Origin of the sequence: Streptomyces sp. NPDC021749 (assembly GCF_040640655.1) — a bacterium.
Taxonomy (GTDB): domain Bacteria; phylum Actinomycetota; class Actinomycetes; order Streptomycetales; family Streptomycetaceae; genus Streptomyces.
Window position 1 is genome coordinate 33,816 of record NZ_JBFACE010000024.1, and the last position, 22,247, is coordinate 56,062.

At 70.0% G+C, this 22,247-nt stretch carries 19 protein-coding genes; 4 read left to right on the forward strand and 15 right to left on the reverse strand.

The genetic code is table 11. The features are described from left to right. Nucleotides 1-7: 7 nt before the first annotated feature. From AB0G35_RS22960 to AB0G35_RS22980, 5 genes are all read right to left on the reverse strand, one after another. Nucleotides 8-1,000 carry a WYL domain-containing protein gene (locus AB0G35_RS22960; protein WP_360952440.1) on the reverse strand — a complete coding sequence of 331 codons (993 nt, stop codon included), beginning with the start codon at nucleotides 998-1,000 and terminating at the stop codon, nucleotides 8-10. 152 nt (nucleotides 1,001-1,152) lie between these two features. Further along, nucleotides 1,153-1,527: an FKBP-type peptidyl-prolyl cis-trans isomerase gene (locus tag AB0G35_RS22965; RefSeq protein WP_261952443.1), complete on the reverse strand. Its 375-nt coding sequence runs from the start codon at nucleotides 1,525-1,527 to the stop codon at nucleotides 1,153-1,155. Between the two features lie 69 nt (nucleotides 1,528-1,596). Continuing rightward, the gene (locus AB0G35_RS22970) at nucleotides 1,597-2,622 is read right to left on the reverse strand and encodes an FKBP-type peptidyl-prolyl cis-trans isomerase (RefSeq protein WP_360952443.1); all 1,026 of its coding nucleotides are present in this window, start codon (nucleotides 2,620-2,622) and stop codon (nucleotides 1,597-1,599) included. A 135-nt stretch (nucleotides 2,623-2,757) separates the two neighbouring features. Then, entirely contained in the window at nucleotides 2,758-4,119 is a 1,362-nt protein-coding gene (gene pafA / locus AB0G35_RS22975) for a Pup--protein ligase (protein WP_360952446.1), read from the reverse strand. Between the two features lie 9 nt (nucleotides 4,120-4,128). Beyond that, nucleotides 4,129-5,388: an MFS transporter gene (locus AB0G35_RS22980; protein WP_360952449.1), complete on the reverse strand. Its 1,260-nt coding sequence runs from the start codon at nucleotides 5,386-5,388 to the stop codon at nucleotides 4,129-4,131. A 124-nt stretch (nucleotides 5,389-5,512) separates the two neighbouring features. Between AB0G35_RS22980 and AB0G35_RS22985 the strand changes: the two genes are divergently transcribed. Then, complete coding sequence (locus AB0G35_RS22985; RefSeq protein WP_360952452.1) at nucleotides 5,513-6,589, forward strand: LacI family DNA-binding transcriptional regulator; 1,077 nt, start codon at nucleotides 5,513-5,515, stop codon at nucleotides 6,587-6,589. 45 nt (nucleotides 6,590-6,634) lie between these two features. On the opposite strand, the gene prcA is transcribed toward AB0G35_RS22985, so the two are convergent. From prcA to arc, 5 genes are all read right to left on the reverse strand, one after another. Continuing rightward, nucleotides 6,635-7,519 carry a proteasome subunit alpha gene (prcA, locus tag AB0G35_RS22990; protein ID WP_360952455.1) on the reverse strand — a complete coding sequence of 295 codons (885 nt, stop codon included), beginning with the start codon at nucleotides 7,517-7,519 and terminating at the stop codon, nucleotides 6,635-6,637. A gap of 63 nt (nucleotides 7,520-7,582) precedes the next feature. After that, nucleotides 7,583-8,428 (reverse strand): proteasome subunit beta, encoded by an 846-nt coding sequence (gene prcB / locus AB0G35_RS22995; RefSeq protein WP_360952457.1) that lies wholly within the window; start codon nucleotides 8,426-8,428, stop codon nucleotides 7,583-7,585. Between the two features lie 267 nt (nucleotides 8,429-8,695). Beyond that, entirely contained in the window at nucleotides 8,696-8,914 is a 219-nt protein-coding gene (locus tag AB0G35_RS23000; protein ID WP_030414306.1) for a ubiquitin-like protein Pup, read from the reverse strand. A 189-nt stretch (nucleotides 8,915-9,103) separates the two neighbouring features. After that, complete coding sequence (gene dop / locus AB0G35_RS23005) at nucleotides 9,104-10,615, reverse strand: depupylase/deamidase Dop (RefSeq protein WP_360952461.1); 1,512 nt, start codon at nucleotides 10,613-10,615, stop codon at nucleotides 9,104-9,106. A gap of 274 nt (nucleotides 10,616-10,889) precedes the next feature. Next, nucleotides 10,890-12,656 (reverse strand): proteasome ATPase, encoded by a 1,767-nt coding sequence (arc, locus tag AB0G35_RS23010; protein WP_360952464.1) that lies wholly within the window; start codon nucleotides 12,654-12,656, stop codon nucleotides 10,890-10,892. A 249-nt stretch (nucleotides 12,657-12,905) separates the two neighbouring features. On the opposite strand from arc, the gene AB0G35_RS23015 reads away from it, so the two are divergent. Next, nucleotides 12,906-13,199 (forward strand): ferredoxin, encoded by a 294-nt coding sequence (locus AB0G35_RS23015; RefSeq protein WP_360952467.1) that lies wholly within the window; start codon nucleotides 12,906-12,908, stop codon nucleotides 13,197-13,199. A 59-nt stretch (nucleotides 13,200-13,258) separates the two neighbouring features. Here AB0G35_RS23015 and AB0G35_RS23020 read toward each other — a convergent pair whose 3' ends face one another. The 3 genes from AB0G35_RS23020 to AB0G35_RS23030 all read right to left on the reverse strand — a co-directional run bounded on the left by AB0G35_RS23020 (nucleotide 13,259) and on the right by AB0G35_RS23030 (nucleotide 16,710). Beyond that, nucleotides 13,259-13,834 (reverse strand): hypothetical protein, encoded by a 576-nt coding sequence (locus AB0G35_RS23020; protein WP_360952662.1) that lies wholly within the window; start codon nucleotides 13,832-13,834, stop codon nucleotides 13,259-13,261. 475 nt (nucleotides 13,835-14,309) lie between these two features. Next, the gene (locus tag AB0G35_RS23025) at nucleotides 14,310-15,239 is read right to left on the reverse strand and encodes a tRNA (adenine-N1)-methyltransferase (protein ID WP_360952470.1); all 930 of its coding nucleotides are present in this window, start codon (nucleotides 15,237-15,239) and stop codon (nucleotides 14,310-14,312) included. 211 nt (nucleotides 15,240-15,450) lie between these two features. Beyond that, nucleotides 15,451-16,710, reverse strand: a complete 1,260-nt coding sequence (locus AB0G35_RS23030; protein ID WP_360952473.1) for a site-2 protease family protein — start codon at nucleotides 16,708-16,710, stop codon at nucleotides 15,451-15,453. A 328-nt stretch (nucleotides 16,711-17,038) separates the two neighbouring features. Between AB0G35_RS23030 and AB0G35_RS23035 the strand changes: the two genes are divergently transcribed. Both AB0G35_RS23035 and AB0G35_RS23040 read left to right on the forward strand, forming a co-directional pair. Then, a complete protein-coding gene (locus tag AB0G35_RS23035) occupies nucleotides 17,039-17,815 on the forward strand; it encodes a PD-(D/E)XK nuclease family protein (RefSeq protein ID WP_360952665.1) in 777 nt (258 codons plus the stop codon). Between the two features lie 176 nt (nucleotides 17,816-17,991). Then, nucleotides 17,992-18,663, forward strand: a complete 672-nt coding sequence (locus AB0G35_RS23040; protein ID WP_018087782.1) for a response regulator transcription factor — start codon at nucleotides 17,992-17,994, stop codon at nucleotides 18,661-18,663. A 239-nt stretch (nucleotides 18,664-18,902) separates the two neighbouring features. Here AB0G35_RS23040 and AB0G35_RS23045 read toward each other — a convergent pair whose 3' ends face one another. Together AB0G35_RS23045 and AB0G35_RS23050 are read right to left on the reverse strand one after the other, a co-directional pair. Next, entirely contained in the window at nucleotides 18,903-20,501 is a 1,599-nt protein-coding gene (locus tag AB0G35_RS23045) for an ABC transporter substrate-binding protein (RefSeq protein WP_360952476.1), read from the reverse strand. Between the two features lie 85 nt (nucleotides 20,502-20,586). Next, nucleotides 20,587-22,194, reverse strand: coding sequence for an ABC transporter substrate-binding protein (locus AB0G35_RS23050; protein ID WP_360952479.1), 1,608 nt, complete (start codon nucleotides 22,192-22,194; stop codon nucleotides 20,587-20,589). Nucleotides 22,195-22,247 lie beyond the last annotated feature (53 nt).

The window sequence follows — 22,247 nt, forward strand, 5'->3', positions numbered from 1 at the left end:
GTCCCTCTCAGCCCTTGGCCACGGCGCGCAGCCGGTCGATGACGTCGGCGCGCAGTTCCGCGGGTTCCAGTACGACCACGTCGGGTCCGAACTCCACCAGCCAGGCGTCGAGTCCGTGGCCGTTGGGGATCTCCAGCTCGTCCCAGCCGTCGCCCAGGTCCCGGACGGTCAGCGCGCGGGCCCGCAGCGGATAGCCGTGCTCGGCGCGGAGCTTGATCCGGGCGGTGCCGGTGGCGGTCTCCCCGGCCCAGCTCTCGACGGTCTCGCGGACGGTGACGTGGTCGGGCACCGGCGCGGTGAACTTCCCTTGCCGGGAACGGACCTTGCCGGTGATCCGGGAGAGCCGGAAGACGCGTTCGGCCCGGCGCTCGCGGTCCCAGCCGGCGACGTACCAGTGGCCGCGCCAGCACTCCAGGATCCACGGCTCGACCTGGCGCTGCTCGGGGCGGGCGGCGTTGGACTTGCGGTAGTCGAAGACGACCGGGCGGCGGTCGCGGCAGGCCAGCATCAGCGGTTCGAAGGCGGCCTCGTGGGCGGGGATGCGGGGTTCGAGCGCACTGTGCGGCTGCCCGGCGTCGTAGTCCTCGCCGTCCCCGGCCAGCGGCATCCCGGCCGCCCGCAGCTTCTGCAGCGCACCGCTGGCGGCACCGGCCAGCCGGGCCTGCTGCCAGACCTTGGCGGCCAGCCCGAGGGCGGCGGCCTCCTCGGCGTCCAGGGTGATCGGGGGCAGCCGGTTGCTGTCGCGGCGGGCGAGGTAGCCGACCTCGCCGTCGATGCCCTCGACGGTCTCGATGACCAGGCCGAGCTCGCGCAGGTCGTCCTTGTCCCGCTCGAACATCCGGTTGAAGGCCTCGTCGCCGCTCGCGGTGCCGTTCCCGGCCCCGAAGGCCTCGCGGTAGGCCTCGATGGACGAGCGGAGCTCGCGCTTGGTCAGCGGGCGTCGCGTCCCCAACAGGCACAGCGCCAGATTCATCAGCCGCTCGGCCTTGGCAATCGCCATCGACGCCCTTTCTCGTTGTACTCCCGATCGTTGACCGTACCGCTCGGGGTGGTCAAGGCAAAAGCCGAGGCCCACGGCCGAGGGCCCGTGCCACGGGTGGCGCGGGCCCTCGGGTGCGTCGGCGGCCGTCCCGGTCGGGAGCGGCGGCGGGGTCAGACGGAGACCAGGTCGCAGACGAAGATCAGGGTCTCGTTGGGGGCGATCCGGCCGCCCCCGGCGCCGTGCGCGCCGTACGCCAGGTGCGGCGGGATGGTCAGCCGGCGGCGGCCGCCGACCTTCATGCCCTGGACGCCCTGGTCCCAACCGGCGATGACCTGGCCGGCGCCGAGCTGGAACTGCAGCGGCTTGCCGCGGTTCCAGCTGGCGTCGAACTCCTCGCCGGTGCTGAAGGACACGCCGACGTAGTGGACGGAGACGGTGTCCCCGGCCTTGGCGACCGGCCCGTCGCCCTCCGTCAGGTCCACGATCTCGAGCTCGGTGGGAGCCGGGCCCTCAGGAAAGTCGATCTCGGGCTTGTCGATGCTCACTGATGTGCTCCTACTTGCGAATCTTTACGATTACCGAGCCAGTCTGGCAGATCTTGACGTCGCCGCTGGTCAGACGGTGCCGACGATGTCCACCGAGAAGACCAGGGTGTTCTTGGCCAGCTCGTGCTGCGGGCTCGCGCCGTAGCCCAGCTTCGGCGGAATGACGATCTCCACCCGGTCACCGACGTGCTTGCCGACCAGCGCCTTGTCCCAGCCCTGGACGACCTGCCCGGTGCCGATCTGGAACGCCGTCGCGCCCCCGTGGTCCCAGGAGGAGTCGAACTTCTTGCCGTCCTCCCACTTCACACCGGTGTACTGCGCGATCAGCCCGTCTCCGGCCTTCACCTCCGGGCCCTTGCCCTTGATCAGGACCTGCTGCTCCAGGCCCTTGGGCGCCTTCTCCCCCTTCGGGATGGTGATCTTCGCGGCCTTCTCGTCCGCCGCGGTCACCTCCGGCATCCCGCTCTCGGCGTCCGCCTGCTTGCCCTCGGCCTTCGCCTTCTTGTCGACCTTCTTCGCGCCGACCACGTCGACGACCCACACCAGGCCGTCCCCCGGCTTGATCCCGGACTGCGGGTTCAGGCCCGCGCCGATCAGCGCCTTGGCGGTGCCCTCGACCTCGAACCGGCTGCCGACCTTCTGCCCGGCGACCGCCGACATCACCTTCGGCGGCAGCATCTGCTGCGTCATCTGGTCGGTGACCTCGCTGACGACCTGGGTGCGCGGCGCGCCCTTCTTGGCGCCGGGCTGCGGCGCCCAGCTGCTGCCGAGGTTCTGGCCCTTCATCGTCTGCGCGGCGAAGTCGAGGCGGACCAGGTCACCCTTCTTGACGGTCGCGCCCTTCCCCTGGACGAGGGTCTTGGTGACGGCCGTGTCGGACGGCTTGGCGCCCTTGGGCACCGTGATCTTGGGCTGCGCCCCCGGCTTGCCCGTGACCTTCACGACGGCTTCGCCCGACGAGCCCTTGCCGTCGTCGGACCCGCAGGCGGCGGTGATCAGCAGGAGGGGCACGGTCAGCGCAGCGGCGGCGGCGCGGCGGGCGTGCTGGGGAAAGGAGCGGGGGTGCGGGGTCCGTGCCCCGGAGAGATTCAGCATCAGTCCAACTCGGGCTCGTGGGGTGGTGGGCAATGCCCGCCACTCTACGACCTGTTCCCGTGGCCCCTTCCCGGCACAACACGGCAATGTGCCGGGAGCCCTCGGCTCCCGGCACATCTCCGCATTCCCCGCGGGTCACATCCCGGCGATCAGCTTCTCCACCCGGTCGTCCACCGAACGGAACGGGTCCTTGCACAGGACCGTGCGCTGCGCCTGGTCATTGAGCTTGAGGTGCACCCAGTCGACGGTGAAATCCCGGCGCTGTTCCTGCGCGCGGCGGATGAAGTCACCGCGCAGCCGGGCCCGAGTCGTCTGCGGCGGCACCGACTTGCCCTCGAAGATCTTCAAGTCGTTGCAGATCCGCGCCGCTTGCCCCTTCCGCTCCAGGAGGTAGTAAAGCCCTCGGCGGCGGTGAATGTCGTGATACGCGAGGTCTATCTGCGCCACTCGTGGGTGGGACATCGTGATGTTGTTCTTCGTGCGGTACCGCTCGATCAGCTGATGCTTCATCACCCAGTCGATCTCGGTCGCGATACGGTCCAGCTCCTGGTCCCGGATCGCCTCCAGGGCGCGTCCCCACAGTTCCAGAACGCGTTCCACGAGGCCGGTGCGGATTCCGCGGCGGTCGCAGAAATCCACCGCCTTTTCGTAGTACTCCTGCTGGACCTCCAGCGCCGAGGCCTCCCGGCCGCTGGCCAGCCGGACCTTGCGCTGACCGGTGGTGTCGTGGCTGACCTCGCGGATCGCCCGGATCGGGTTCTCCAGCGTCAGATCGCGCATGACCGTGCCCGCCTCGATCATCCGCAGCACGAGGTCCGTGGCGCCCACCTTGAGCATCATCGTGGTCTCGGACATGTTCGAGTCGCCGACGATGACGTGCAGCCGGCGGTAGCGCTCGGCGTCGGCATGCGGTTCGTCACGGGTGTTGATGATCGGGCGGGAGCGGGTGGTCGCCGAGGAGACGCCCTCCCAGATGTGCTCCGCGCGCTGGCTGACGCAGTAGACGGCGCCCCGCGGCGTCTGCAGGACCTTGCCCGCGCCGCACAGCAGCTGGCGGGTGACCAGGAACGGAATGAGGATGTCCGCGAGCCGGGAGAACTCGCCGTGGCGGGCGACGAGGTAATTCTCGTGGCACCCGTAGGAGTTTCCCGCCGAATCGGTGTTGTTCTTGAACAGATAGACGTCGCCCGCGATTCCCTCCTCATGCAGGCGGCGCTCGGCGTCGACGAGCAGGCCTTCGAGAATGCGCTCACCGGCCTTGTCGTGGGTGACCAGCTCGGTCACGTTGTCGCACTCGGGAGTTGCGTATTCCGGGTGCGAGCCCACGTCCAAGTACAGGCGGGCGCCGTTCCGCAGGAAGACATTGCTGCTGCGGCCCCATGACACGACACGGCGGAAGAGGTACCGCGCCACTTCGTCAGGCGACAGTCGGCGCTGTCCCCTGAACGTGCACGTGACGCCGTACTCGTTCTCCAGCCCGAAAATGCGGCGGTCCATGACTGAACATTACGCCTGACGGCCTGCTCTGAAACCGGGTTCGACGGCCCCGTTTCGATCATTTTCCGCCGGGGCCGCACCCGCCGTACGCCGCCCGGGCTCCCCGAGAAATCGCTTCGTCGACAAAAGGACGAGCAGTGCGGCGAGCCCGCCCGCCCCCGCCACCGCGAAGCCGGCCTGCGCACCGCCGCCCTCCACGGCCGGGCCCGCCACCGACATGCCCACCGCCGACCCCACCCCGAAGGTCGTCACCAGCCACGAAAACGCCTCGGTGACCGTGCCCTTGGGCGCATGCCGGTCCACCACCACGAACGCACAGGCCAGCGCCGGCGCCAGGAACACCCCGGCGACGCCGGTCAGTGCCGTCATCCCGGCCACGCCGGGGACCAGCACCAGCGGCAGATACCCCAGCGCGAGCAGGCCGATCAGCAGCCGAAGCCGGTTCTCCGGGCGCCCCGGCCACTCCCGCGCACCGTAGACCAGCCCGCCGGCCAGCGCCCCGGCACCCAGCGCGGAGAGCAGCCAGCTGGAGACCGCCCCGCCGCCGTGCTCGTCCGCGTACGCCACCGCCGCGACCGCGATCGACCCCAGTGCCAGGCCCACGAAGAAGAACGCCCCGATCAGCACCAGCATCCCGGCCGACCGCAGGGCTCCCAGCCAGTGCGCCTCACGGGGCGCGCTGCGCCACTGCCGGGACGGCGGCGAGACGACGACCGAGAGCGCCCCGAGCACCCCCACCGCGTTGATCACCAGCAGCGCGGCCCCCGCCGACCACGCCGACACGCACAGCGTCACCAGCAACGGACCCACCGCGAACATGACTTCCTGCGCCACCGCGTCCAGCGCGTAGGCGGCGTGCACCCGGTCCGGGCGCTTGAGCACTCCCGGCCACAGCGCCCGCAGGCCGCCCTCCAGGGGCGGGGTGAAGAAACCGGCGATCACCATGGCCGCGCAGGCGAGCCAGGGCACGTCCAGGCCGACGGCCGCCAGCAGCGCCATGCCGAGGGCGGAGAGCACCGAGGCGGGCAGCATCACCCGCGGCTGCCCGTAGAGGTCCACGGCCCGGCCGAGCAGCGGCTGGCCGATCGCGTTGCAGACGCCGTAGACCGCCGAGAGCGCGCCGGCCAGGGCGTAGCTGCCGCCCTCGGACCGCACGAAGAGCACCACCGCCAGCGCGGCGGTGGCGTTCGGCAGCCGGCCGACCAGCGTCCCGGCCAGCAGCCGGGCCGCATGCCGGGTCCTGAGCAGTTCCGCATAGCCCGCGGCCATCCCCGCCCCTTCCTGTCCGGTCCGGCCGGACGGCCGTGTTACGTATAACGTCCACCGTTATACGTACCATGGCGGCAACCCGCGGTCCACCCCGCAGCGGCCCGAGCGAGGAGCGAAACACCCCGTGACCAGCCACGAGGCCACGACACCCGGGCGGCGCCCGGGCGCCGCCCGCACCACCAGCCGCGATGTGGCCCGGGCCGCCGGCGTCTCCCAGGCCGCCGTCTCGCTCGTCCTCGGTGACAAATGGCGCGGCCGGGTCTCCCCCGGGAAGGCCGAGGCGGTCCGCGCGGCCGCCCGGGAGCTGGGCTACCGCCCCAACCTCGCCGCCCGCAGCCTGCGCATGGGCCGCACCCGTACCGTCCTCCTCGTCGTCCCCGCCCTCACCACCGAGTTCTTCGCCCGGGTCTACACCGGAGCCGCCCGGATCGCCGCCGACCACGGCTTCGGCGTCGTCCTCTACCCCTCCCCCGAGGGCATCGGCCCGGCCCGCGACCCCTTCGACTCGGCCGCGGCCACGCTGGACGGAGTGATCGCCTCCTCCATGGCCGCCGAGGCGCTCACTGCCCTGCGCGCCGCCGACCTGCCCCTGGTCATGCTCGACAGCGACCCCGACGACGACCGCGCGACCGCCACCGTCAATCTCGACATCGCCTCCGGCGCACGGCAGTTGACGGGCCATCTGACCGCGCTCGGGCACCGCCGTATCACGCACCTCGCCGCCGACGTCCGCTCCTGGACCTTCGAGGTACGCGCCCGCGCCGTCAGCGAGGCCCTCGCCGCCGTCCCCGGGACGCTGCTGCGCCGGCAGCCCGCCGCCCTCGGCGTCGACGCCGGTCTGCGGGCCGCACACGCCGCGCTGACCGGCCCCGGCCCCCGCCCCACCGCCCTGCTCTGCGACGACGACATCATCGCCGCCGGCGCCTGCAAGGCCGTCCGCCGCCTCGGCCTGCGCGTCCCCGAGGACGTCTCGGTGACCGGCTTCGACGACCTCGCCCTCGCGGTCGCCGTGGAGCCCGAGCTGACCACCGTACGGCTGCCCGCGGAGGAGTTCGGCGAGGCCGGGATGCGCGCCCTGATGGCCGTGCTCGACGGCCGCCCCGCGCAGGAGCCCACCCTGCCGGTCGACCTGGTCACCCGCGGCTCCACCGCCCCGCCGCCGGCCGGCCCCGGCAACGCGGCGCGCCCCGGCGGGCAGTGACCCACCGGGGCGCGCACACCGGGCAGCGGGGCCCGGGAACCGTCCTTACAGCAGCGGTTCGCCGTCCGGACCGTCCTTGCCCTTGACGTCCTTGACGTCCTTGTTCTTGACGTCCTTGTCCTTGGCGTCGCCGCCCTTGGCGCCCTTGCCGCCGGCGCCCTCCGATGCGGCCCCGGACTCCCCGGCACCGGCATCCGCGTCCGCCGCCGGCTCCTCGGCGCCCGCCGGACCGCTCTCCTCCAGGAGGCGGGCCAACTGGCGGCCCAGGATCCGCTTGAACTTGCGCTGCTGCGGTCGCGTACGGTCCAGCGTCGCCACTTCGAGCTGCTCCGCGGTCAGCCGGCGCTCGCCGCCGTTGTTGTCCCGCGACAGGGACTCCACGGCCAGCTTCAGCGCCTCGGACAGCGTCATGCCGTCACGGTGCCGCTGGTCCAGATAGCTGCTGATCTGGTCCGCATTGCCACCGACCGCCACCGAGCCGTGCTCGTCGACGATCGAGCCGTCGTGCGGCAGCCGGTAGATCTGGTCGTCCTCGGGGGCGCTGCCCACCTCGGCGACGATCAGTTCCACCTCGTACGGCTTCTCGGCGGCGCTGGAGAAAATCGTGCCGAGGGTCTGGGCGTAGACATTGGCCAGGCCGCGTGCGGTCACGTCCTCGCGGTCGTAGGTGTAACCCCGCAGATCGGCATAGCGCACACCGCCGATCCGCAGATTCTCGAACTCGTTGTATTTCCCGACCGCCGCAAAGGCGATCCGGTCATAGATCTCGCTGACCTTGTGCAGGGCGCGGGAGGGATTCTCGGCGACGAAAACCACGCCGTCGGTGTACTGCAGCACCACGACGCTGCGGCCGCGCGCGATGCCCTTGCGGGCGTATTCGGCGCGGTCGGCCATGGCCTGCTGGGGTGAGACATAGAACGGCGTCGACACCGGCTATCCGTCCCTTCCTGTCAAAAGCTCTCTCAGTGGCGGCATTGCGGAACGTCCGTCCCGTCAGAGCAGCGCGGCCCGCGGGCCGTCGGGCTGTTCGAGGCGGTGCTCGTGAATGGCGCGGACGATCTCCGCGACCTCCTCGCCGGACAGCCTCCGGAAGCCCTCCTCGGTGATCACCGTGACGATCGGGTAGATCCGCCGCGCCATGTCGGGCCCGCCGGTCGCCGAGTCGTCGTCCGCCGCGTCGTACAGCGCCTGGACGACCGCGGTGGCGGCCTGACTCTCCGTGAAGTCCTCCTGGAAGAGCTTCTTCAGCGCGCTGCGGGCGAAGACCGAGCCGGAGCCGGTCGCGGCGAAGCCCTGCTCCTCCGAGCGGCCGCCGGTGACGTCGTACGAGAAGATCCGGCCCTTCTCGCGGTCGAGGTCGTAACCGGCGAAGAGCGGCACCACGGCCAGCCCCTGCATCGCCATGCCGAGATTGCTGCGGATCATGGTCGACAGGCGGTTCGCCTTGCCCTCCAGGGAGAGTTGGGCGCCTTCGACCTTCTCGAAGTGCTCCAGCTCCAGCTGGAAGAGCTTGACCATTTCGACGGCGAGACCGGCGGTGCCGGCAATACCGACCGCGCTGTACTCGTCGGCCGGGAAGACCTTCTCGATGTCACGCTGCGCAATGACATTGCCCATCGTCGCCCGCCGGTCGCCGGCCAGCACCACGCCCCCGGGGAACGTCGCGGCCACGATCGTCGTGCCGTGCGGCGCCTCGATGGCCCCCTGCACCGGCGGCAAGGGGCGGTTGCCCGGCAGCAGACCGGGTGCGTGCGCACCGAGGAAGTCCATGAACGACGAGGATCCAGGCGTCAGGAAGGCAGCTGGTAGACGCCCGGTGCTTTGAATGTTGGCTTCCACACGTTTCCTTCCGGATATGCGATGGCCCTGCGGAGTACGCCCGGGTCATCCTCAACTTGCCGAGTGCCGAGTTGCAGTTGAAGCACGGTACGCCCCGGACCTTACCCGGCCCGTGGGCGTGATCCACATGCTGATCGGCCTGCGCGGACCGGGACCGGGGCGAAGCCTGCGCGCGGTCCGGCCCGGCCGCACCGCGCGCAGCGCTTCACACTGTGTTCGTCCGTCGCTCGCCCACCCTGCCACCTTTCATTCGAAGGCTAAGGTGGTCTACTCTCCGCCCTTTTGCACGAAGGACCGCACGAAGTCCTCGGCATTCTCTTCCAGAACGTCGTCGATCTCGTCCAGGACGGAGTCCACGTCGTCGCTCAGCTTCTCCTGCCGTTCCTTGAGGTCCTCGGAGACCTGCGCGTCCTGCGCCTGCTCCTCGACCTCCTCGGTGGAACGGGTGGCCTTGGCCTGTCCGCCGCCGCTGTCCTTGGTCGCCATATCCCTCACCCCGCTCGGTTTGCCCCGCTCGATGTGACCTTCAAGATCCGACCCTACAAGCAGGGTCCGACATCGGCCCTGCTGTTGCTGCAACGCCCGGGAGTCACCTCGATGATTCCCGTACCGCGACGATTTCAGCCGTGAATCGGCGAGCGATCGCCGCGGATTCTGTCGTGCACCTGTCGCACCTCAGCGGCCGGACAGCGTCCTCACCAGCTCCTCCGCGGTCCGGCAGCGGTCGAGCAGCTCCTTGACGTGCTTACGGGTACCGCGCAGCGGCTCCAGGGTGGGGACCCGCTGCAGGGAGTCGCGGCCGGGCAGGTCGAAGATGACCGAGTCCCACGAGGCGGCCGCGACGTCGTCGGCGTACTGGTCCAGGCAGCGGCCCCGGAAATAGGCCCTGGTGTCCTCCGGAGGCTTCTGCTGGGCCCTCTGCACCTCGGGGTCGTCCAGCAGCCGCTTCATCTTGCCGCGGGCCGCCAGACGGTTGTACAGGCCCTTCTCGGGCCGTACGTCGGCGTACTGCAGGTCGATGAGGTGCAGCCGGGCGGCGTCCCAGTCCAGGCCGTCGCGGCGGCGGTAGCCCTCCATGAGCTCCCGCTTGGCCACCCAGTCCAGCTCGCCCGAGAGGCTCATCGGGTCGTTCTCCAGGCGGCCCAGCACGTCCTCCCACCTGGTCAGGACGTCCTTGGTCTGCTCGTCCGCATCCGCTCCGTAACGGTCCTCCACGTATTTGCGGGCCAGCTCGAAGTACTCCATCTGGAGCTGGACGGCGGTGAGCGTGCGGCCGCTGCGGAGCGTGATCAGGCGCTGCAGTGTGGGGTCGTGCGAGACCTGGTGGAGGGTGCGGACGGGCTGTTCGACGGCCAGGTCGACGGCGATGAACCCGTCCTCGATCATGGACAGGACCAGGGCGGTGGTGCCCAGCTTGAGGTACGTCGAGATCTCGGAGAGGTTCGCGTCGCCGATGATCACGTGCAGCCGGCGGTATTTCTCGGCATCGGCGTGCGGCTCGTCGCGGGTGTTGATGATGGGCCGCTTGAGGGTCGTCTCCAGGCCCACCTCCACCTCGAAGTAGTCGGCGCGCTGGCTGAGCTGGAAGCCGTGCTCGTGGCCGTCCTGGCCGATACCGACCCGTCCGGCGCCGGTGACGACCTGGCGGGAGACGAAGAACGGGGTCAGGTGGCGCACGATGTCCGAGAACGGGGTCTCCCGTTTCATCAGGTAGTTCTCGTGCGTGCCGTAGGAGGCGCCCTTGTTGTCGGTGTTGTTCTTGTAGAGGTGGATGGGCTGGGCGCCGGGTACCTGGGCGGCCCGCTCGGCGGCCTCGGCCATGATCCGTTCGCCGGCCTTGTCCCACAGGACGGCGTCGCGGGGGTTGGTGACCTCGGGGGCACTGTATTCGGGGTGTGCGTGGTCGACGTACAGCCTGGCGCCGTTCGTGAGGATGACATTGGCCAGGCCGATGTCCTCGTCCGTGAGCTGGCTGGAGTCGGCGTTCTCACGTGCGAGGTCGAAGCCGCGGGCGTCCCGCAGCGGGTTCTCCTCCTCGAAATCCCAGCGGGCACGGCGTGCCCGGTGCATCGCGGCCGCGTAGGCGTTGACGACCTGGGATGAGGTGAGCATGGCATTGGCGTTCGGGTGGCCGGGGACGGAGATCCCGTACTCCGTCTCGATTCCCATTACTCGCCGTACGGTCATGCGGCCCTCCTTGCCCGGCGGCGCCCCCGGTCGGGGTCGGCGCTCAAGTACCGCTGCGCTTCCGTTCCGCGTGCGTGCCCCACGCCCGCACAGCGTGACGCAGCGGTACCGAAGAGCCTAGAACGCCTTTGCGGCGCTGGGGAGATCATTACAGTCATTGCTCCAGTCCGGTTTTCCCTGTTCCATCGCTCTGAAATGGGGCGGCTGCGGCTTCCCCGGAAATGCGTCCGGCTGCGGACGCCCCGTGCAGGACATCCGCAGCCGGAGAGCGGTGTTACAGGTATTGGCCGGTATTCGCCACCGTGTCGATGGAGCGACCGGTGTCGGCGCCTTGTTTTCCGGTGACCAGAGTGCGGATGTATACGATCCGCTCGCCCTTCTTTCCGGAGATCCGGGCCCAGTCGTCCGGATTCGTGGTGTTGGGCAGGTCCTCGTTCTCCTTGAACTCGTCCACGCAAGCCTGGAGGAGGTGGGAGACCCGCAGACCCTTCTGATTGTGTTCGAGGAAGGCCTTGATGGCCATCTTCTTTGCGCGTCCTACGATGTTTTCGATCATCGCACCGGAGTTGAAGTCCTTGAAGTAGAGGACTTCCTTGTCACCATTGGCGTAGGTGACCTCCAGGAAGCGGTTTTCCTCGGATTCCGCGTACATCTGCTCGACGACCGACTGGATCATCCCGCTGACCGCCGCCTTGCGCGAGTCGCCGTGCTCGGCGAGGTCGTCGGAGTGCAGCGGGAGGTTTTCTGTGAGGTACTTCGAGAAGATGTCCTTGGCGGCCTCCGCGTCCGGGCGCTCGATCTTGATTTTCACGTCGAGACGGCCGGGCCGCAGAATCGCCGGGTCGATCATGTCCTCGCGATTGGAGGCACCGATCACGATCACGTTCTCCAGGCCCTCGACGCCGTCGATCTCCGAGAGCAGCTGCGGAACGATGGTGTTCTCCACGTCCGAGCTGACGCCGGAGCCGCGGGTGCGGAAGAGCGAGTCCATCTCGTCGAAGAAGACGATGACGGGCGTGCCCTCGCTCGCCTTTTCCCGGGCGCGCTGGAAGACCAGCCGGATGTGCCGCTCCGTCTCACCGACGTATTTGTTGAGCAGCTCGGGGCCCTTGATGTTGAGGAAGAAGCTCTTCCCCGCGGGCTGCCCGGTCACCTCGGCGACCTTCTTGGCAAGGGAGTTGGCGACCGCCTTGGCGATGAGCGTCTTGCCGCAGCCGGGCGGGCCGTAGAGCAACACGCCCTTGGGCGGGCGGAGTTCGTGCTCCTTGAAGAGGTCGGGGTAGAGGTACGGAAGCTCGACCGCGTCCCGGATCTGCTCGATCTGGCCGCCCAGACCGCCGATCTTGGTGTAGTCGATGTCCGGGACCTCTTCGAGGACGAGTTCCTCGACCTCGCTCTTCGGGATGACTTCGTAGACGTAGCCGGAGCGCGGTTCGAGAAGCAGGGCGTCGCCGGGGCGGATGGTGGTGTCCAGCAGCGGCTCGGCGAGCCTCACCACCCGTTCCTCGTCGGTGTGCCCGATGACCAGGGCGCGCACGCCGTCCTCAAGGATTTCCTTGAGGGTGACGATGTCGCCGGCGCTCTCGAACTCCATGGCCTCGACCACATTGAGCGCTTCGTTGAGCATGACCTCCTGGCCGCGCCTGAGGTCCTCGGTCTCCACGCTCGGGCTGACATTGACCCGGAGTTTTCTGCCTCCGGTGAAAATGTCGACCGTGCCGTCCTCGTTCGCCTGCAGGAAGACACCGAAGCCGGCCGGCGGCTGTGCGAGCCGGTCGACCTCTTCCTTGAGGGCGACGATCTGGTCACGGGCCTCGCGGAGCGTATTGGCGAGACGCTCGTTCTGCGCCGAGACGCCGGCCAGGTTGGTCTGCAGCTCGACGATCCGCTCTTCGAGAATCCTCGTGTGACGCGGAGAGTCGGCGAGCTTGCGTCGCAGGACGGCGATCTCCTGCTCGAGATAGGCAACCTGGCCGGCGGGATCTTCAGACCCCCGCCCCGGCCGGATGCCGCGGTTGATGTCGTCGTCGTGGGCTGCCACGGTCCTCACCTCCTCCAAGGAGCTGGACGCTTCCTGACCCTACCTGGGCCGGTGCAGGTTGAAACCCCTAGATCGAAAAGACTGTCGGGGTGTGTCCGATCTTCACCCTTGCGCACGTCCTCCCGCCAAGGGAATACCCACCCATCAACATCGGAAAGCGAGCGGTTGTATCGTCGAGTCGGTCAACACCCGTCAGGGCTGGCGCCACTTAGACAAAAACGGTTCACGTACGCAGGAACGGCAGGCGAGATGACCGCGCAGGACGAAGCCCCAGAGCTGGAAGTCTGGATCGACCAGGATCTCTGCACCGGGGACGGCATCTGTGCGCAGTACGCGCCGGAGGTCTTCGAGCTGGACATCGACGGTCTGGCCTACGTGAAGAGCGCCGATGACGAGCTGCTCCAGGAGAAGGGCGCCACAACGCCCGTCCCGCTGAAGCTGCTCGCCGACGTCCGGGACTCGGCGAAGGAGTGCCCCGGGGACTGCATCCACGTGCGCCGGGTCAGCGACCGCGTCGAGGTCTACGGCCCGGACGCCGAGTAACCGACGCTGGGTGAACCGGAGGGAGCGGAAAGCTCCCTCCGCATACCTGCTGTAGCGGCTCAGACACCGGTGGTGCTCGTCGCGGCGGGCAGATCGCTCTGGATGAACTTCCCGTCCCGCCATTGCCATTTGACGCTCTTGTGCACGTCGGGGCAGCAGCGCGGCACGTTCAGGTCGGAGTAGCCCAGCAGCGCCGCCGAGATCACGCCGTCCTTCACCGCCAGGGACCGGATGCTGAGCTGCTGGGCGGGGGCGACGAGGGTCGCCACGATGCGCGGGGCGTCCTGCGGGTCGGTGGGGTGGGCGAGGACGTAGACGCCGCTGGGCGGGGTGCCGGTGTCGCTGTGGCAGCGGACCACGGCGACCGTCTCGGTCGTGCCGTCGGCGTCGAGGTCACCGGACGCCTTCTTGACCACCTCGGGGCGGTTGGGGCCGCAGGTGACCGGGAACGTGACCTTGCCGGGATCGGGGGCGGCGGAGGAGTGCCGGCCGGCGTTGGTGCCGTGCGAGGTGGTGGCCGTGGCGTCGGGGGGCTGGACGAAGGACGCGGCCGCGAGGACCGCCGAGAGGGCGGTGGCGGTGGCGAGCCAGTGCATGGGGCGCGGCTGGGTGTGCAAGAGGTCCTGGCCTGCCATGGGCTGCACGCGGGGTAACTCCTGTGAAGTGCTGTGCCGGTGGGAGGGCCCACATCGTTCCACAGGACAGGGCGGCAAGGAACCAGCTGGACCGGAGTTTTCCGGGTTTCCCGTAGGGGTTCCGTCGGGGTTCTGCAGGGGTTCCGCAGGAGTTGCCGGAGGGGGAATCCCTGAGGGGTCGCGCGGGCCCCTGCCCGGTGAACGGAGGGGGCGGGTGCGGAGGGGCAGTCGGCGGCCGGTGCGGGCCGTGGGCCGCGGGCGTGGTCGGTTGCCTGGGAGGGCGGTCGGCGAGAGGCGCACGGGGTGGCCGTGGCGGTGGGGAGGGAGCGGGACTCATCGGCCATTCCGGGTGGGAACGGCCGGGCGCCGCCGGCGGGTTCTGGTGGGGAACTCGGCGGCGGCGCCCAGGGGTTCGGTGGCCGTTTGCGGGCGGCCGGTGACGGTGTGTGGACGTGCTCGGCGGTGCCGGCGGCGGTCAGTCGCGGTCGGCCGCGTTCTGGTCCTTGCCCGCTGCCTTCTCGCGGCCGCCCGGTCCCGTGTAGTCCTCGCCGTACGCGCCCTTGGCAGGGCGGCGGCGGCGGAGCGGGGGCTCGACACCGTCGGCCAGGCGGCGGGCGGTGAGCAAGAAGCCGGTGTGGCCGATCATGCGGTGGTCGGGGCGGACGGCGAGGCCCTCGACGTGCCAGGTGCGGACCATGGTTTCCCAGGCCGACGGCTCGTTGAAGGTGCCGTGCTCGCGGATCGCCTCGACGGTGCGGGCCAGCTGCGTGGTGGTCGCCACGTAGGCGCAGAGGATGCCGCCGGGCACCAGGGCCTTGGACACGGCCTCCAGGCACTCCCAAGGGGCGAGCATGTCCAGGATGACGCGGTCGACGTCGGTGTCGGAGAGGTTGTCCTGGAGGTCACCGACGGTGAGCGTCCACGCCGGGTGCGGGCCGCCGAAGTAGCGCTCGACGTTCTGCGTGGCGATCTCGGCGAAGTCGGCGCGGCGCTCGTAGGAGTGCAGCATGCCGTCGTCGCCGATGGCGCGCAGCAGGAAGCTGCTGAGCGAGCCGGAGCCCACACCCGCCTCGACGACGCGGGCGCCGGGGAAGATGTCGGCCATCGCCAGGATCTGCCCCGCGTCCTTGGGGTAGACCACGGCGGCGCCGCGGGGCATGGACAGGACGTAGTCGGGGAGCAGCGGGCGCAGCGCGAGGTAGGCGACGTTCCCGGTGGTACGGACAACGCTGCCCTCGGGAGCACCGATCAGCTCGTCGTGGGGGAAGGCTCCCTTGTGGGTGTGGAAGCTCTTTCCCGCTTCGAGCGTGAAGGTGTAGTGGCGTCCCTTGGGGTCGGTGAGCTGGACCTGGTCCCCGACCTTGAAGGGCCCGCGACGGCGGGCGGCACCGGTCGGTTCGGACATGTGACCAGCCTACCGGGCCGTGGGGGCGCCGCCGACCACGGGCAAGTGAGGCGTCCGCCCGCAGCGGGCGGGCGTGCTGCGCCCTGGTGGGGCCGGGTCTGGCTTGGACCCGCTCCTTGTTGGGCCGGCTCCTGGTTGGACCGGCTCCTGGTTGGACCGGGTCCTGCTCGGGCCGGCTCCTGGCTGGACCGGGTCCCAGTCGGGGCGGGTCCTAGTTGGGGCGCGCCATCGCCGAGACGAAGGCGCGTTCGACGTCGGCGGTGGAGAGGACGCCGTAGATCTCACCGGTCCGCTCGACGACGAGGTATTCGGTGGCGGGGGTGGCGCGGAGGTATTCCAGCAGGTCCTCGCCGGCGAGCTCGGCGGAGACCCGCATACCGTCCTTGAGTTCCTGGGCGAGGGTGCCGACGGGGACCCAGGGGCGGCGGTGGTCGGGGACGCCGACGATGGCGGCCTCGCGGACGAGGGCGGTGGGCCGGCCCTGGGGGTCGACGACGACCAGGGCGCGGGCTCCCGCGTCGTTGGCGCGGCGCAGGGCCTCGGAGAGCGGGGTGGCGGTCTCGACGGGCACCGCGCGCCGGGTCAGGGTGCGGGCGGTGAGCTCGGGGAGGCGTGCGCGCAGCCGGGCCATGCGCAGGCTGTTGCCGGCGCCGGTCCAGATGATGGCGGCGAGGATCGCGGCGAGCAGGGCGTCGGTGAGGGAGTCGGCGTCGCCGATCTCGGGGCGGGCGTTGCCGAGGGCGCCGGTGTGGGTGAGCAGCGGCAGGCCGATGAGGACGGTGACGGCCAGGGCGCGGCCGACCCAGGCGGCGGCGATGGTGCCGCTCATCGGCTTGCCGGTGATCTTCCAGACGACGGCGCGGAGCATCCGGCCGCCGTCCAGGGGGAGGCCGGGCAGCAGGTTGAAGATCGCGACGATGAGGTTGGAGATCATCAGGCCGGCGAGCAGGACGCCGGGGACCGTGCCCGGTTCGACCAGCTGCATCCCGGCGTAGAAGACGGCCGCGAGGAGGAGGGAGAGCAGCGGGCCGACGAAGGCGAGGACGAATTCCCGGCCGGGGCTCTCGCTCTCCTTCTCGATCTCCGAGACGCCGCCGAAGAACTGGAGCTGGATGCGGCGTACGGGGAGCTTGAAGCGGAGCGCGGCGACGGTGTGGGCCAGCTCGTGAACGAGGACCGAGGCGTAGAAGGCGACGGCGAAGAAGAGCGAGACGAGGTAGCGGGCGGCGCCGAGCTCGGGCAGCACGCGTTCCAGTTGTCCGCCGAAGACCCAGGTGATCAGGGCGGCGACCAGGAACCAGCTGGGGGCCACGTAGACGGGTACGCCGAAGGGACGGCCCATCAGGAGGCCGCCGCCGCTGCCCTTCCCGCCCGGTGGGGGCGCCTTGGGGCCCTCGGTGTCCTTGGGCGGCTCGGGCGGCTGGGGCCGCACGGACTCCTCGGGGTCCTGCGGCTTCCCGCTCTCGTCCACGGCGTCCCCTCATCGAATACGGCATTCGCCCCTGCCCGGCCTGATATCCCGATCATGCAGGGCGCAGGGGTCCGGCGTCGATGGTATGCGGAGTGGCGGGCGCCGGTCCGTTGCGGGGCGCGTCCGGCGCAGGCGCAGGGCCGTCCGCGCTTGTCAGTGGCGGGCCGTAGGGTTTTGTGCCATGGGATGGAGCACGGAGCAGGACGGGACGGGCACGCAGGGTGTGCGGGACGCCGGGGAGGTGTCCGGGGTCGGGGCCGCCGGGGAGCGGGACGGGGAGCCGGCCCGGCCGCCGGTGGCGCTGTCGCCGTCGCGGGCGAGCGATTTCATGCAGTGCCCGTTGCTCTACCGCTTCCGGGTGATCGACCGGCTGCCGGAGAAGCCGAGCCCGGCGGCGACCCGGGGGACGGTGGTCCATGCGGTGCTGGAGCGGCTCTTCGACGCCCCGGCGGCGGCGCGTACGGCGGCGGGGGCGCGCGCCATGGTGCCGGGCGAGTGGGAGCGGCTGCTGGCCAAGCGGCCGGAGCTGGCGGAGCTGTTCGCGGACGACCCGGGGGGCGAACGGCTGGCGGCCTGGCTGGCGGAGGCCGAGGCACTGGTGGAGCGGTGGTTCTCGCTGGAGGATCCGCAGCGGCTGGAGCCGGCCGACCGTGAGCTGTACGTCGAGACGGAGCTGGAATCGGGGCTGCGGCTGCGGGGCTTCATCGACCGGGTGGACGTCGCGCCGACGGGCGAGGTGCGGATCGTCGACTACAAGACCGGGAAGGCGCCGCGGCCGGAGTTCGCCGAGGGCGCGCTGTTCCAGATGAAGTTCTACGCGCTGGTGGTGTGGCGGCTGCGGGGTGTGGTGCCGCGGCGGCTGCAGCTGGTCTATCTGGGCAGCGGCGATGTGCTGACGTACGACCCGGGTGAGGCCGATCTGCGGGCGGTGGAGCGGAAGTTGCTGGCGCTGTGGGAGGCGATCCGGCTGGCGACGGAGACCGGCGACTGGCGGCCGCGGCCGACGAAACTGTGCGGCTGGTGCGACCACCGGGCGCACTGCCCGGAGTTCGGCGGCACTCCCCCGGTGTATCCGCTGGCGGTGCGGGCGGCCGACGGGCCGTAGGCCAGGGGTCCGGGGATTGCCCCGTAAAGCACGGTCGCCGGCAGTGCGGCCGACCGACGAGCCGTAGGCCCGGGTCCGAGGTCGGTCTGGGAAGCGCGGTTGCTGCTCGTGTGCCCGGCGGACCGGCGGTGGGGTGCCGCAGGGCAGAATGGAGCCGATCTAACGAAGGAGAGCTCGTGGCCATCCGCGTCCTGCTGGTCGACGACCAGCCCCTGCTGCGTACGGGATTCCGGATGATTCTGGAGGCGGAGCAGGACCTGGCCGTCGTCGGTGAGGCCGGTGACGGTCTGCAGGCGCTGGAGCAGGTGCGCGCGCTGCAGCCCGATGTGGTGCTGATGGACATCCGGATGCCCCGGATGGACGGGGTCGAGGCGACCCGGCAGATCACCGGTCCGGCGAAGGACGGGCCGGCGAAGGTGCTGGTGCTGACGACCTTCGATCTGGACGAGTACGTCGTCGAGGCGCTGCGGGCGGGGGCCAGCGGGTTCCTGCTGAAGGACGCGCCGGCGAACGAGCTGGTGCAGGCGATCCGGGTGGTGGCGGCGGGCGAGGCGATGCTGGCGCCGAGCATCACCCGCCGGCTGCTGGACAAGTACGCCGGGCATCTGCCGTCGGGTGAGGAGCCGGTGCCGGACACCCTGCACACCCTCACGGAGCGGGAGGTGGAGGTGCTCAAGCTGGTGGCCCGTGGGTTGTCGAACGCGGAGATCGCGGCGGACCTGTTCGTCAGTGAGACGACGGTCAAGACGCATGTGGGCCATGTGCTGACGAAGCTGGGGCTGCGCGACCGGGTGCAGGCGGCGGTGTACGCGTACGAGAGCGGTCTGGTGCGCCCGGGGGCGCAGTAGCCGGGCGGGAAGCGCAGGAGCCGCACGGGGAGCGCAGGAGCCGCACGGGGAGCGCAGGAGCCGGGCCGGGAGGCGCAGGAGCCGCGCGGCGGCGGCTCGTCGCGGCTTCAAGAGGGTCGTACGGCTCAGAAGGGCCGTCACGGCGCTCGTGGGGCCGGGTACGGCGGCGGGGCCGGTCCGGGGAGGAAATCCTCCCGGACCGGCCCCGCTGTCGTGCAGTGGGCCCTTCAGGGCGTCCGTCAGGCGTCGGCCGCCTTGCTGATCTCCCAGAACCGGAAGACGGTCGAGGAGTCCAGGGTCCATTCCAGGCCGGTGACGCCGTTCCGGGCCACCGCGTACTGCTTGCCCTGCCAGATCGGGATGATCGGCACGTCGCGGGCGACGATGTCCTGCAGCTCGCGGAAGGCGGCCTTGGTGGCGGCACGATTCTGCTCGTCGGCCGTCTTGGGCAGCAGCCGGCCGGTGATGGCGGGCGAGTTGTAGTGGTTGGACAGCACGCTGTCCTTGCCGAAGAACGGCTGGGTGAAGTTGTCCGGGTCCGGGTAGTCGGGGATCCAGCCCTTGACGTAGACGCCGAACCGGCCGTCGGCGACGCCCTTTTCGTACTCGTCGGTGGGGACGGAGCGCACCTTGGCGTCGAACAGGCCGCTCGCGTTGAGCTGTTGGGCGATCTCCTGGAACGCCGGGACGGTGCCGGGGCCGAACCGGTCGGGGGTGGCCCACAGGGTCAGCGGCACCTTGCCGGACAGGCCGGAGGCGCGCAGTGCGGCCTTGGCCTTGTCGGGCTGCGGGCGGTCGCCGTAGGTGTTGAAGAACGAGGTGCTGTGGCCGGTGATGCCGGCCGGGACAACCGAGTAGAGCGGTTCGGCGGTGCGCTGGTAGACGTCCCGGACGAGGGTCGAGCGGTCCAGGAGGTAGGCGATCGCCTTGCGGACGCCGGCCTGCTTGGCGACCGGGTCCTTCATGTTGAAGACCATGTACATGGCCTCGGCGCTGCCGCCCTGTATGACCTGGGTGCCGTGCTGCTGGTTCAGCGAGGCGTTGTCCAGGTGGGCGATGTCCTTCATGGCCAGACCGCGGTAGGCGAGGTCGACGTCGCCGCTCTCGACGGCCTTCTTGAGCTTGCCCGGCTCGTTGAAGTACTTCACGGTCATGCCGGAGTTCTTGACCTTGGCGGGGCCCTTGTAGGAGTCGTTGACCGCGAAGACGGCCTTGTCGTGGCCGTATTCCTTGAGGGTGTAGACGCCGGAGCCGGTGGCCTTCCCGTCGGTGCGCAGCCGGTCGGCCGGGTAGGCGGTGTGGTCGACGATGGAACCGGCACCGGAGGCGATCTTCATGGGGAAGGTCGCGTCGGGCGTCTTGAGGTGGAAGACCACGGTCTTGGCGTCCGGCGTCTCGACCTTGTCGAGGGCCGCGAACATCACGGCGGGGCCGTTCTTGTCCTTGATGCGCTTGGTGCGGTCGAAGGAGAACTTGACGTCCTTCGAGGTCAGCCGGTCACCGTTGCTGAAGTGGAGGCCGTCCTTCAGGGTGCAGCGGTAGACCTTGCTGTCCGCGTCGGTGAAGCCGCAGCGCTCGGCGGCCTCCGGCTCGGGGGTGGTGCCGCCCTTGGGGAAGCTCAGCAGGGACTGGAAGACGTTGTTGAACAGCAGCCAGGAACCCGGGTCGTAGCCGGCTGCCGGGTCGGTGGCGACGACCTTGTCCGTCATTCCCATCACGACCGGCTCGCCGTGGCCGGCCGCCGCGGAGTCGTCGGTGCCGCACCCGGCGACCGCGAGGAGGGCTGTGGCCAGCCCCGCTCGGATCGGGGCGGCCAGCCGCGGGTCACGCTTCCTCACTAAAGGTCCTCACGTTCTGGGTGGTGCCTGTCGGGCCGCGGCGGGACACCGCGGCGGTGGGGCGCATCCGGGCGGATGCGCGGGGTCAGTCGGCGACGCCTCGGCCGAGCTCCCAGATCTGGAGGCCCGAGGCGGAGTTGAGGGCCCAGCCGATGCCGGTGATGTCGTCGCGGGCGGCGACGTACTGCTTGCCCTGCCACAGCGGGAGCAGCGGTACGTCGTCGGCGATGATGTCCTGGGCCTGCTTGAAGTCGGCGCCCGCGGCGTTGCGGTCGGTCTCCTGGCGGCTGGCCGGGATCAGCTGGGACTCGATCTTGGGGTTGCGGTAGGGGCTGCCGAGGAAGTTCCGCTTGCCGATGAACGGTGCGATGTAGTTGTCGGCGTCCGGAATGTCGGCGAACCAACCCATGTGGTAGACGGTGTACTTACCGCCCAGGGCGTTGGTGCGGTACTGCTGCCAGCTGTCGACGCCCTTGACGGAGACGTCGAAGAGCTTGGAGTCGTTGAGCTGCTTCTGCAGCGCCCGGACTTCCTTGCCGGAGCTGGGACCGTAGTGGTTCGTGGTGTAGGTGAGGGTGAACTTCACCGGGGTGGCGATGTTCGCCTGCTGCAGGGTCTTCCGGGCGGCGGCGACACCGGGGTTCCCGTACTTGGTGAAGAACGAGTTGATGTGGCCGGTGAGGCCGGTGGGCACCATCGAGTAGAGCGGGTCGCTGGTGTAGGAGTAGACGTTGCGCACCAGCTCGGAGCGGTTGACCAGCTGTGCCATCGCCTGGCGTACGGCCTTGTTGGAGACGACCGGGGCCTTGGTGTTGAAGGTCAGGTAGCGGATCTCCTGGCCCGGCATCTCCTGGAGGGCGATGTGCTGGTCGCGGGCGTTCTCCAGACCGCGGATCTGGTCGGACGCGAGCCCGCGGTTCATCACGTCGACGTCACCCTTGCGCAGGGCCTTCTCGGTGGCGTCGGAGCTGGTGAAGAACCGCATCTCCACCTTGTCGTTCTTCACGCTCATCCCGCCCTTGTAGTCGGGGTTCTTGGTGAAGACGGCCTTGTCGATGTGGTTGTTGCTGCGCTCGGTCTTGAGGGTGTACGGGCCGGAGCCGACCACGTTGAAGCCGTTGTAGAGGCGGCTCTTGGGGTACACCTGGCTGTCGACGATGGCCGCGGCGGGGGTGGCGAGCTTCTGCGAGAACGTGGCGTCCGGCTTGGTGAGGTGGAAGACCACGGTCCTGGCGTCCGGCGCCTCGACGGTGTCGATGTCGTCGAGCAGCGCCACCGGGCCGTTGCTGTTGTTGATGGTCCGCATGCGGTCGATGGAGAACTTGACGTCCTCGGACGTCAGGGCATGACCGTTCGAAAACTTCAGGCCACTGCGCAGGGTGCAGCGGTACTGCTCGTTCTGGGTGTCGCGGAACCCGCAGGACTCGGCCGCGTCGGGCACCGGTGTGGTGCCGGACCGGGGCAGCCGCATCAGCGTCTGCAGGGTGCTGCGCAGCACGTTCCACGCGTCGACGTCGTAGGCCTGCGCCGGGTCGAGCGGGGCCGGCGCGGCCTTCGTCGCCTCGATCTGTGCGGGGACGCCCACCACGATGGGATCGCCGTCATCGCCCGCGCCGTCCGTGCCGCCACAGGCTGCGAGGACGGGGGCAAGGAGACCGGCCAGCGCCGGCAGCACCAGGGTCTTGCGATTCATCGTCGGCAGGTTCCTTATCAGCGCAGAGGTGTTGCTCGCGTCGACATTAGTAG